12 protein-coding genes are annotated in these 12,434 nt (G+C 36.6%); 5 read left to right on the top strand and 7 right to left on the bottom strand.

Going from position 1 to position 12,434, the window contains the following annotated elements; genetic code table 11:
• Positions 1–2: 2 nt before the first annotated feature.
• The 7 genes from PXC01_RS01685 to cobA form a co-directional block, all read right to left on the bottom strand.
• Positions 3–1,031, bottom strand: coding sequence for a ferredoxin--NADP reductase (locus tag PXC01_RS01685; RefSeq protein WP_276470641.1), 1,029 nt, complete (start codon positions 1,029–1,031; stop codon positions 3–5).
• An 8-nt stretch (positions 1,032–1,039) separates the two neighbouring features.
• Positions 1,040–1,519, bottom strand: a complete 480-nt coding sequence (locus tag PXC01_RS01680) for a hypothetical protein (protein WP_276470640.1) — start codon at positions 1,517–1,519, stop codon at positions 1,040–1,042.
• 16 nt (positions 1,520–1,535) lie between these two features.
• Positions 1,536–2,366, bottom strand: coding sequence for a c-type heme family protein (locus PXC01_RS01675; protein ID WP_276470639.1), 831 nt, complete (start codon positions 2,364–2,366; stop codon positions 1,536–1,538).
• Positions 2,367–2,391: 25 nt separating this feature from the next.
• Positions 2,392–2,805: a globin family protein gene (locus PXC01_RS01670; RefSeq protein WP_276470638.1), complete on the bottom strand. Its 414-nt coding sequence runs from the start codon at positions 2,803–2,805 to the stop codon at positions 2,392–2,394.
• A 241-nt stretch (positions 2,806–3,046) separates the two neighbouring features.
• Positions 3,047–3,805, bottom strand: a complete 759-nt coding sequence (locus PXC01_RS01665) for a Crp/Fnr family transcriptional regulator (protein WP_276470637.1) — start codon at positions 3,803–3,805, stop codon at positions 3,047–3,049.
• Between the two features lie 12 nt (positions 3,806–3,817).
• Positions 3,818–5,245, bottom strand: a complete 1,428-nt coding sequence (locus PXC01_RS01660; protein WP_276470636.1) for an MFS transporter — start codon at positions 5,243–5,245, stop codon at positions 3,818–3,820.
• 246 nt (positions 5,246–5,491) lie between these two features.
• A complete protein-coding gene (gene cobA, locus PXC01_RS01655) occupies positions 5,492–6,265 on the bottom strand; it encodes a uroporphyrinogen-III C-methyltransferase (RefSeq protein ID WP_338089439.1) in 774 nt (257 codons plus the stop codon).
• 123 nt (positions 6,266–6,388) lie between these two features.
• Here cobA and nirB point away from each other — a divergent pair, with 123 nt between their 5' ends.
• The 5 genes from nirB to PXC01_RS01630 all read left to right on the top strand — a co-directional run bounded on the left by nirB (position 6,389) and on the right by PXC01_RS01630 (position 12,433).
• Positions 6,389–8,905: a nitrite reductase large subunit NirB gene (nirB, locus tag PXC01_RS01650; RefSeq protein WP_276470634.1), complete on the top strand. Its 2,517-nt coding sequence runs from the start codon at positions 6,389–6,391 to the stop codon at positions 8,903–8,905.
• 91 nt (positions 8,906–8,996) lie between these two features.
• Positions 8,997–9,377 (top strand): nitrite reductase small subunit NirD, encoded by a 381-nt coding sequence (gene nirD / locus PXC01_RS01645; protein WP_058104632.1) that lies wholly within the window; start codon positions 8,997–8,999, stop codon positions 9,375–9,377.
• Between the two features lie 21 nt (positions 9,378–9,398).
• Positions 9,399–9,989: a DUF4202 domain-containing protein gene (locus PXC01_RS01640; protein ID WP_276470633.1), complete on the top strand. Its 591-nt coding sequence runs from the start codon at positions 9,399–9,401 to the stop codon at positions 9,987–9,989.
• Between the two features lie 22 nt (positions 9,990–10,011).
• Entirely contained in the window at positions 10,012–11,862 is a 1,851-nt protein-coding gene (locus tag PXC01_RS01635) for an ATP-binding protein (RefSeq protein ID WP_276470632.1), read from the top strand.
• On the top strand, positions 11,849–12,433 hold the full coding sequence (locus tag PXC01_RS01630) for a precorrin-2 dehydrogenase/sirohydrochlorin ferrochelatase family protein (protein WP_276470631.1): 585 nt from the start codon (positions 11,849–11,851) through the stop codon (positions 12,431–12,433). Before PXC01_RS01635 ends, PXC01_RS01630 begins: the two co-directional genes overlap by 14 nt.
• The last annotated feature ends 1 nt before the right edge of the window (position 12,434 follow it).

Here is a 12,434-nt window from a genome sequence, read left to right as displayed (position 1 = left end):
AATTATATTGAGATTACCACATTTTCACTTGTAGGATAGCTTACGCAGGTCAATATTTTTCCTGCATCTACATCTTTCTGCTCTAAAAAATGACCTTCGGTCATACTTATATCTCCAGAGATACAAGATGCTAAACAAGTTGAACACATTCCAGACCTACAGGAATAAGGCATCTCTATATTATTTGCCATTGCCGCTTGCAAAATGGTAGTATTACCCTGCACACTAAGTTCATGACTTTTGCCTTTTAGTTGAATTTGTACTTTACTAAGTACCCCATTTTTTAACACTACCCTATCCGGTCTTTTAAATAACTCCTCTTTTATTTTTGTTGGTGATACTCCGTTTACATATAAAATGCTTTTTACAGCTTCCATAAAACCGAAAGGACCACAAATCATATATTGACCTTTTCCAAAAGCCAAATCATATTTCTCTAAAACATCCATTACTATACCATCAGTAATTAAACCATGATGATAATTATCCAATACCGGTATTTCTTTGGATATTAAAAATTCAATCTTGAACCTATCCTCATATTCTTTACGAAGTTTTTCCAATTTCTCTTTAAATATTATTGAATTTAAAAATCGATTGGCATAAATAAGTATAATTTTAGATTTAGGTTCTTTATGTAAAAGCGAACTAATTATTGAAAATATCGGAGTTATTCCACTCCCCCCAGCAAATAACACATAGTTCTTTTGTTGTCCTTTTTCTGGTTTTACGAAAAAACTTCCGCCTGGCTTATCTACAGGTATCTTATCGCCAACTTTCAAGGAATCATGTATATAATTAGAAACTAATCCGTTTTTTACACGTTTAACCGTGATTTTCGGCTCATCATCAGTAAAAGGATTACTACTAAAAGAATAAGCTCTTTTATGCACCATATCATTTAACTTGATATGCAAGGTTACAAACTGCCCTGGGTTATATTTTAGCTTATTGAACAAGACTCCTTTTTTAAAACTTACACTTACAGTATCCGCTGTTTCTTGTTGAATATTTTTTACTGTTAGTTTCATCTTTATTTCTATTTATAATAAAAAACCATGGCAACATGAAAAAACATTAAAATTGTTATGACTATTGAAAAGGCAACGTGTGCCATCATCCATCCTTTAAACAATACATCACTATTATTTTTTATAACATCTAAATTTACATACCCTAAAAGAGCATTTGCAAAAAACAGATATGATAATAGTGCCAAGTACCCATAGCCCAGGCCAATGCTGTGAGCATAGAAAAATATAGGACTCAATGCTCCTGCCCATTTATGCATTGCCGTCATTTTAATTGAATGCTTTCTTAACTTTTTAACTATCCTAAACAACGTTAATACCCATTGAAAGGTTATTAAAAGTGCCATAAATAGACCAGACCATCTTTTATACATTTCTTGCTGCTGCTGTATTTTTAACCATGTCCATTCTAGTTTTAAAGAAAATTGTAAAAAGAACAAGGATAAAAGCAGTAGTCCTAATATTGTAGTCAAGTTTTTGTTTTTCAAAAATTGAGTTTTCTAATTAGTTACTGGCTATTAAAGTTTTCATGGTATCATAAGAAGAAAGTTTTCTAACACTATCTAGAAAAACTTCTGGCGATGGAAGGTAGTTTCCTTCTGCCGGCCACTTATCTCCAATTATTGGCTTTTCTGAAGATTTAAAAGCTGCTATTTCATCTAGGTATTCTACATAAATATCTACCGTACCTTGGGCATAGGCATTTAAAACCTCTACCGCACCAGAATACGTTAATGAATCTTTTGGATATTGCCATGTAGTGGCGCCCATTACATCACCTAATTTCCAATCTGTTTTTGCTGTTTGAGGATGGTCATTGTGGCAGCTAACACATGCTTGCGCACTTGCCAAATCTGCAAACATTGCCGTATATAGTTCTTGAGATTCATCATAAAAATATTTTGGTTTTTGTGTAACCTTTATATCTTCAAATAGAGACTCTTGCTCTCCTTCGAATTTATTGGCATTATTAATTGGAAAATCTGACCCTAAGTATAAACCCAAAGGAACTGGACCTTTACGAATACTAGTTGCCACTCCCCGTAAAAACAATGCTGGCAAGGGACCTGCTTCTACATCATCTTTACGCCAATCTTCATCAAATTTCATTCCTTGTAGCTTACCTTTCCCGACAATAGCTTTAGTGTATAATGTTCTGGTAACATCATTTTCTTTGGATACCATTTCTAAAACTTCATTAACGGAGAATACATTTTTTTCTGTAGTACTACCGCTACCTTTTTCTTCAGGAACTCCACCACATGAGTTTAAAACGATGAGGCTTACAATAAGAATTATTAACACAAGAAAGGGAGAGTTTTTTAGCTTTTTCATAGTCTAATGTTTTAAGGTTATTATGTTAGTAGGATGCTTTTATCATTACTGAAGACATAGTGCCATAAACTTTTGTCCAAGCATCTTTTACATCTGGTGTAAATTCATCGCCCAAGCCAGTTTCCAACGTACTTAATAAAGCCGAACCTACCGTATTGTAATGCGATGGCTCAACTTTATAATTTACATGACGTTTTCCTAAATTCTCCAATACGGGCACTAGCATTTCCAAATTATTCAAACCCGCAACCGCACTTCCTAGCATGGTCATTAATTTATTCCCCTGCAGCGCCATAGCTTCTTCACTCTTTGGAAAAATACTCTTTAAAGTAGGGTCTAATTTAAATAGCTTGTCATAAAATATTTTAGCTGCCGTATCTGCTATTGGCTTAACTTTTTCAAATGAATTTTGTACTAGTGTTATAGTGTTCTGTTCCATAATAGTGTTTTGGATTTATAATTCTTTAACTGAACAAATAAGTACTTATACTTAATTGTTTAGACAAATATATAACCTTGACTACGTACTTATTATGGAATAACATAGAAGAAAAAAGACTTTTATAACATATAAAAATCTGTGATATTGCAGGTTTTTTTACAGAAACATCAATAAACTACAGTACTGACGTACTTATTATATATAAGTAGATATACGGTACGTATCTAAACTAGGATAGTTAACTATCCAAATAGAAATTGTGCTCTGAGATTTCTTTTTTAAGCAATGCTATATCAGCAATACCAATTCTTTTGCCTTTGGTAATCAATAAGCCCTCTTTTTTGAGAATAGAGAACATTCTTATGACCTGCTCTTCGGTAGTACCCGCATAATCTGCATATTCCCTCCTGCTTAATAAAAGTGAGGAATACCCATTTACCTGTCCAAATTTGCGGTTAATATATAATAGTGTGTCTATAACCCGTTCACGAACCGTCATTTGAGATAAGGATTTTACCCTTATTTCACTACGATTAAGTTCATTGGCATAAAATAACATAAAATCATACGTAAGCCCAGGTGTTTCCCTTAATGTTTCTTGAAGTAACTCTTTTGAAAAATAACATAAGGTGCAATCTACCAAAGCAATGGCACTAATAGGATAGGTCTCTTCTGTGCCAAAACCTCTATGCCCAATGATTTCACCTGGAGATGCAAAACGAACAATTTGTTCTTTACCATGTAGCCCGGTCCTTAAAACTTTAACCTTACCACTTAAAAGAAAGAAGAGTCCGGTTACCGAAGCTCCTTCCATAATAAATTGCTGTCCTTTTTTACACTTTATTTCTTTTCTTGCCTTTACTAGTTTGCCAATACTAGAAGTGTGAATGTTCTTTTGAATAAGACAATTTTCATTGGAGCATAATCCACAGGCACTATCTAGCAGCTCCGATGAATCGGAAATACGCGTTGATATATGATTAGCACCTGCTCGCATAGCTACATAAATTTAGATACTACTTGGCGATAAATTGATAACGGGCTTATCTGCCTTTTGTAATTCTTCCTTAACTAGTTTTTCATCTTCGGCAGAGAATTTAATGGCCAGCGTAACAAGTGCCGTAACTATAACAAAGCCACCTATAAGTAAATACGCACTTGAAACAGCCCCCGATGCCGCAGCAGATTGAGCCGCCTTCATTGCTTCTTCACCTAAATTAGCGTTAGCGGCCAAGGCATTGGTTTCTGCCAAAGCTGATTTTGATTTTAATAATAATGCCGCCAAAAAAGCACCTACATTACCACCTGCACCAACAATACCAGAGATAGAACCAATAGCTTTTTTATTTATAAAAGGTACTACCGAAAACGTTGCCCCTTCTGCCATTTGTACCGTTAAACTAAAGGCAATTAAAAATATAATTCCCATGGCAAAGCTTGTTGCCATTGAAAAAACGGAGAGCATAACTCCTTCTAAAGCCAATATGACCGTTAAGAAAAGTACCCTACCGCGCAAGCCTTTTAATCTACCGAAACGATCTCCGAAAAAGCCGCCCAAGGTTCGGGCAAATATATTCATCAGGGCAAAAGAAAGTACCAAGTTTCCCGCAATGGACCTTGTTAACCCAAAGGTGTTTTGCAAATAATCATCCATGGTTCCGTACACTGTAAGCTCCATTCCAAAAGATGCTGCGTATACAATGAAAAGAATCCATACCCTATAATCCCTTAAGACACTTAAAAACGATTCCTCATCTTTTTTTAGCTTCGGCATTTTACCTGCCTCCTTTAATTCCTTAAAATTACCTTCTGGTGTGTCTTGGGTAAAGAAATAATAAACAAGCCCCATTAGCATAGCAATGACACCTGCAATGATCATTGAATATCTCCATGCTATTTCATCGGCAACCCCAAAGCTTACCACTGCAGCAGCAATTAATGGCATACCTAAACGGTTGGCACCACCACCCAAATTACCCCATCCGGCAGAAGTTGCATTTGCGGTACCAACAATATTGGGGGCAAACATGATAGATGTATGAAACTGGGTGATTACGAATGAAGCACCTATAAAACCAATAAACAATCTGCAAATTAAAAATTGAAGCGGCGTTTGCACAAAACCGATAAGGATTACAGGAATGGCACCTAGTATCAATAAATAGGTATAACATAACCTAGGACCATATTTATCACAAAGCTTTCCTATTAATAGTCTAGCGAAAACGGTTCCTGTAACCGCCAATATTATTGAGTTCCATTTTTGATCGGGAGTCAACCCTAAATCTTTAACCACATCCGGCATAAAGGGTACAATACCGAACCATGCAAAAAAACAAATGAAAAATGCAATTGAGGTTATCCAAAAAGTACGAATGGGTAAACTCTTTATATTCGTTAAATTTAAGGTGGTGGACTTTTTAGATTGATTTTTCATATTATAGCAGATCACATTATTGAGATCATACAAACCTACCATAAATAATACGTAATAATACGTAGTTTTTAGTATAATTTTAAATTACTACGTATTTTTGAGGAATTAAGGAATTGAGCCTATTACTATTATTCAATTCTAAATTAAATGCTCAAAAAAATTGAAATAGTGTAATTTCTGCCACTAAAATGCCTTGCCGTTTACCTTTTATTAGACTACTATAAAGGTGAAATCTCCTTTATTAGATTAAATAGCATGGTGTAGAATACGCTGTACTTCTTCTTCAAAAAATGATGGATGATCAGCTACCACGTCTCCAATGACAATAATGCCCGGTTTATTAATATCAACCTCCCCTATACTATTGTTCAAGGTATCTAAAGTAGCTACATAACATTTTTCATGTTGGGTAGTTCCGTTTTGAATTACCGCAATAGGCGTCATTGAACCCCTATATTTACTAACTTCTTTCACTATTTCATTAAGTTTTCTAATGCCCATTAGAACAACCATAGTGGCAGAAGATTTTGCTGCATATTGCAAATCTTGCGAAAACGTACCATCTCTTTTTGTTGCCGTCATCACCCAAAAACTACTACTTATTCCTCTTTTGGTCATCGGTATGCCTTGACTAGATGGTACAGCTATAGCACTGGAAATTCCAGGAACTACACTAACAGGTATGCCAAATGACGCTACATATTCTATTTCTTCATTAGCCCTGCCAAATACAAAAGGATCACCACCTTTTAAACGTACCACATGACCGTATTCAAAGGCATATTTTACTATTAATTCATTGATTTCATCTTGGGAATGCGAATGTTGACCACATCTTTTACCCGTAAATATCTTAGGTATATCAGTACGTATTTCAGATAATAGATCATCACTGATCAATGCATCGTACAAAATAATATCGGCTTGGTTCAATACCTTCAAACCCCTTATAGTTATTAGATCTTTAGCTCCTGGACCCGCACCTACTAAACTTACTTTTGCCGTTTTTTCTAATTCCATCTTCATAGTATTTAGCATTATTATTTATCGATTCTTCAACAAGAATACGTAATTATTTTCATAAAATCAGTATTTATATACGTATTTATACGTAATATTGCTAAGTAGCTAAACAATATGGGTATGAAAACAATAATTGTTGTCGGTAACGGAATGGTAGGATACAAATTCTGTGAAAAATTTGCCGCAAGGGAAGAAAGCAAACATTTTAAACTAATTGTTTTTGGTGAAGAACCACGCGCAGCCTATGACAGGGTTCACTTAAGCGAATTCTTTGAAAATAGAGATGCCAAAGCTCTAGAAATGGCGCCCTTGGAATGGTACGCGGATAATGATATAGAATTAGTGGTCAATGAAAGGGTCACCGATATCCACAGAAGTAAAAAGACCATTACTACCGCCAGTGAAAAAGAATTTAAATATGACTACCTGGTATTGGCTACGGGTTCCGCTCCATTTGTTCCTCCAATACAAGGCGTAGAGAAAAAAGGTGTCTTTGTTTATAGAACCATAGAAGACCTAGAGGCAATGCTAGCATATGCCGAAGAAATTAAAAAAGTTAAACCTAACGGTAAAGCGGCTATTCTTGGTGGCGGACTACTTGGCCTAGAGGCAGGAAAAGCTGTCATGGACATGGGGCTAGAACCGCATGTGGTTGAATTTGCTCCAAAATTAATGCCTAGACAACTAGATTCCAGAAGTAGTAACGTACTACAATTAACACTGGAATCCATAGGTATTGCCATACATACTGGAAAAGCTACCAATAGTATTATGGGTAACGGCGCCATAACAGGTATGGACTTTGGCGAAGATGATAAACTAGATGTAGATATGTTGGTCATTTCCGCCGGTATACGTCCGAGAGATGAATTGGGCAAAACCTGTAATCTAGAAATGGGCGTGCGTGGCGGTATTGTGGTCAACGATAAAATGCAAACCTCTGACCCAACTATATTTGCCATTGGTGAAGTAGCGTTATACAACCAAATGATCTACGGTTTAGTGGCTCCGGGCTATGAAATGGCCGAGGTGGCCGTAAATCAAATTCTTGAGCAAAACGAGGTTGTCATGAAACCGGAAATAGATATGTCTACCAAACTGAAATTAATAGGTGTTGATGTTGCCAGTTTCGGTATTCCTTATATGCCTGCGGAAAAGGGACTTTCCATTATCTACGAGAACAAAACAAAGGGTATCTATAAAAGAATAAACGTAAGCCATGACGGTAAAACCCTTTTAGGGGGAATAATGGTGGGCGACGCAGAAGATTATAGCATTTTACATCAAATGTACTTGAACAATATGCCGCTGCCCGATAACGCTGAAGAACTGATCGTTGGTTCTAGAGGTGAAGGCGGCTCTGCTTTTGGTAGTGCCATGGACCTACCCGATACCGCAGTTATTTGTTCTTGTGAAGCGGTTACCAAAGGCCAAGTTTGCTGTTCTGTATTAGAAGATGGCAATGAAACCATGAAAGATGTAGCCAAAGCCACAAAGGCAACAACAGGTTGTGGTGGGTGTAAACCTATGGTGGCAGATTTAATAAAGGAGAGCCTAAAGACTTTAGGAAAAACTGTAAAAGAGCGCTTGTGCGAACATTTTGATTATTCTCGCCAAGAGCTTTTTGATCTTGCCAAATTAAAGGGAATTACTGATTATGATACCTTATTGGATGAAGTAGGTACCGGGCATGGTTGCGAGGTATGTAAGCCGGCAGTTGCCGCAATATTTGCTAGTCTATATAATGAAACCGCCAATAGGCAAGAAACCATACAGGATAGTAATGACCGTTATTTGGCCAATATACAACGTAACGGTACCTACTCTGTTGTACCAAGGGTTGCTGGCGGAGAGATTACACCTAAACAATTAATGGCCATTGGAAGAATAGCTCAAAAATATGACCTCTACACCAAAATTACCGGTGGTCAGCGCATAGATATGTTTGGGGCAAAACTGCACGAATTACCTCCTATTTGGGAAGAATTGATTGCCGAAGGATTTGAAACGGGCCAAGCTTATGGAAAATCTTTACGTACGGTAAAAAGTTGTGTGGGATCCACATGGTGCCGCTATGGCATGGATGAAAGCGTAAGTTTTGCTATTGAAATAGAACACCGGTACAAAGGCATACGATCTCCACATAAATTTAAAGGTGGCGTTTCGGGTTGTATTCGTGAATGTGCAGAAGCAAGGGGCAAAGACTTCGGATTTATTGCCGTTGAAGGCGGATGGAACGTTTATGTAGGTGGTAATGGTGGTGCTACGCCTAAACATGCCCTTTTACTTGCTGAAAAAGTTGACAAGGAAACCGCTATCAAATACGTAGATCGTTTTATTATGTTCTACATAAAAACAGCACAACCTTTACAAAGAACCGCACCTTGGTTAGAGAAATTAGAAGGTGGTATTACCTATTTACAAAACGTTGTTATCAACGACTCTTTGGGTATTGTTGATGAATTGGATGCCGAAATGCAAGCCTTGGTAGATTCTTATGTATGTGAATGGAAAGAAGCGGTAGAAACTCCAGAAATAAGAGAGCGCTATACACACTTTGTCAATTCTGAAGAAACGGACAACAATATTGAATTTGTGTCTTTAAGAGAACAAAAAATGCCAAAGGAGTGGGCGTAACGGTTGATGGTTGACAGTTGTTGGTTATTTATAAACCAGTATTGCAATCATCTAAGTGTAGAAATTTATTAAAAATCAAAAAAACGAAATTATGTCTTTATCTGTTTTGAATACGTATGCAAGTGTAGCTGCCAGTGATGTTAAGGTTTGGTTCAAGGCCGCGCCAATTTCTAAATTTCCTAAGAATGGCGGAGCTTGTATAAAATATAAGGACAAACAGATCGCCGTATTCAATTTTACAAGAGAAGGTACTTGGTACGCTTGTCAAAATCTTTGTCCTCATAAAATGGAAATGGTACTTTCCAGAGGTATGATCGGTGAAGAAAATATGGAAGCTAAAGTGGCCTGCCCACTTCACAAGAATACATTTTCGTTAAAAACCGGAGAAAATTTAAACGGCACTTTAGATCCCATTGCTACATATCCTGTAAAAATAGAGTCGGACTTTGTGTATGTTGGCTTTTCTGAATAGCTTTGAGTAAATAAAAGACTTATGGCGACCACAGATAAATTACTACTAGCATTTCAACAATTTGACGAAGCCAATAAGCAAGATCCAAATACCGAAGTTTTTGAAGGTACTACCTACCCAAAAGAAGTATTGTACGGTATTCGCATGACAGAAAGACTAAATGCCTTTGACCCCAATGCATCTGAAGCATTACGCCTAACCGCAAGATGTCAACATATCTGTAGATGGGAAATTCCTAGAGAGTCTTACGAGATGAACCGTGAAGGTTATTTGAGATGGAGACAAGAGTTAAAAAAATTCCATGCCACAAAAGCCGCTTCTATTCTAGAAGATATTGGCTATGATAAAGAAACCATTGACAATGTCAAATTTCTTTTACAAAAAAAACAACTAAAGAAAAACGAAGAAACCCAAAGTCTGGAAGATGTTATTTGTTTGGTCTTTTTAGAGTTCTATTTTGAACCCTTTGCCCATAAACACCCAGAGGACAAAACTATTGATATTCTTCAAAAAACATGGAGAAAAATGTCAATCAAGGGTCAAGAAGCAGCTTTAAAACTTCCCCTTTCTAAATTCTCTTTAGACTTAATTACCAAGGCCCTAAACGCCTAGTTTAATATAAGATTGCTTTTTTATGGACCATAACGAGCGTAACATACCATTGGACACCGCTACGTTTATACGTATACGTAAATGGTACCTATTGGCATTGGCTGCTATTGCGCTTACGGTAATTATTGCCCAAGTACTTATTCAACTACATTTAAAGGCACAATCTGGCGATTCTCAACTTATAAACGTTGCGGGTAGGCAACGTGCCTTTAGTCAAAAATTGACTAAAGAGACTTTGCTATTAAAAGCACTGAACAACCCTGAGGAGAAAAAATTAGTGCTTTCAGAAATTGCTAAAACCCTAGAAATTTGGAAAGTTTCCCATATGGGCCTTCATTTAGGCGATGCCTCCTTTAACCTACCCTATGAAGATGACCCCAAAGTACAATCACTGTTCAAAAAACTTGATCCGCATCATAATGCCATGGTCAATGCCATAGAACATGTACTATTCACCCATCAACAAAATATTAATGCCCCGGTAGAGCAAGCAGATTTAGATACTTTATTAAATAATGAGCGGCAGTTTTTAAACCTCATGGACCAAATTGTCAATGAGTATGATGCACGTAGTAACGAACAGCTTCAAAAATTAAAACGAAAAGAATATTGGCTACTTGCTTTTTCGCTACTGATTCTTCTGCTCGAAATCTTTGTTATTTTCAGGCCCTTATCCATCCAAATTAAAAATACCATTGGCCATTTAATAGGAAAAGATGCGGAGTCTAAAAATCAGCTTGAAAAAATACAAAGCCTCTATGACGAAAAGGAACGCTCGCTAAAAGAACTACAAGAACTGAATTTTGTAATTGACAATGCTGCCCTTTTTGCAAGTATTAGAAAAGATGGTAGTATTGTTTTTATCAGTAAAAAGTTTTTAGATCTTTTAGGATATGAAACTACTCCGGTCAACAAACCAATTTCAGAAATACTTACTGTAGAAGAAGGGCAGCAATCTTATTTAAAAGAGGTGTTGAAAATAAACCGAAAGAATGTAATACGTAATGAGGAATTGCAGGTGGTAACAGAAAATGGCCATACCGTTTGGTTAGATATGTCCATTGTTCCCATGCACCAATCTACCCTAGAACAAGACATTCTTATTCTTTGTTCAGATATTACCGAGCGTAAAGAAAACCAGCTTAAGGTGCAGGAATTGACCAAGCAAAATTTTGAGGAGCGCATGCAGCAAAAAAAGGCGCAAGCAAGTCAGATCGTAGAAGGTCAAGAAGAGGAAAGAAAGCGTATTGCAAAAGATATTCATGATGGAATAGGTCAAATGCTTACTGCATTAAAATTTAATATTGAATCTATAGATATTGAGGACCAAACAAAAACAGCTGAGAAAATTGATTACCTAAAGGCACTTACATCAGACTTAATAAAAGGTGTCAGAACAGCAACTTTTAACCTTACCCCCCCAGAATTAAGTGATCATGGTATATTTCCGGCCATACAAAAAATGACCGCCGAGCTTTCTAAATTGACCGGTAAGACCATTCTCTTCAAAAATAAGACAGATGCCAACATTAGATTTGATTCTTTGGCAGAAACCAACATTTATAGAGTAACACAAGAAGCGGTGAACAACGCCATTAAATATGCCGAAGCCAATTATATTTTGGTTACCCTAAATTATTCATACCCCATTTTAAGTGTGGTTATTGATGATGACGGTAAGGGTTTTGACGATTCTATTTTAGGTAAATTACCTAAAAATAATAGTGAAGGCGGTATGGGCCTGTTTTTCATGAAAGAACGTATAGATTACATAAATGGGAGGCTGTTCATAAACTCGGAATTGGGTAAAGGAACACGAGTAACCATTAATTATAAAACTGAGGAAAACAAAATTTTACATGGAAAGGAATGAGCTTTACCCCGTATTTTTAAAAGTATCTAACCTGCATATCTTAATTGTTGGCGGTGGAAATGTTGCGTTAGAAAAACTTACTTTTTTATTGAAATCCAGCCATACGGCACAAGTTGAAATGGTATCACCAATGTTTAGGGAAGAAACTATAGCCTTGGCCAATAAGTTTGGCATTAAAATGAATGTGGCACCTTATGATGTTTCTTATTTGAAAGGGAAACATATTGCCATTGCCACTACGGATAATGTTCCGGTAAACGAGCAAGTTTACCACGACTGCAGAGAAAGGCAAATACTAGTGAACGTAGCCGACAACCCACCGTTTTGCGATTTCTATATGGGAGGTATCGTAACCAAGGGAAATGTGAAAGTAGCCATTTCTACCAACGGAAAATCACCGACCACTGCCAAAAGATTACGTCAATTTTTTGAGGATGTAATTCCTGAAAATATTGATGACCTTGTTAAAAACCTCAACGAATTTAGAAAAACCATTAAGGGCGATTTTGAAGAAAAAGTTGAAACCCTAAATGAATTTACCAAAGGCTTGGTAAACAAGAAGGAAGATTGAC

The sequence above is a fragment of the Maribacter huludaoensis genome (assembly GCF_029350945.1).
Classification (GTDB): domain Bacteria; phylum Bacteroidota; class Bacteroidia; order Flavobacteriales; family Flavobacteriaceae; genus Maribacter; species Maribacter huludaoensis.
Note: the sequence above shows the minus strand (reverse complement) of the source record. Positions and strands in the feature narration are given on the sequence as shown.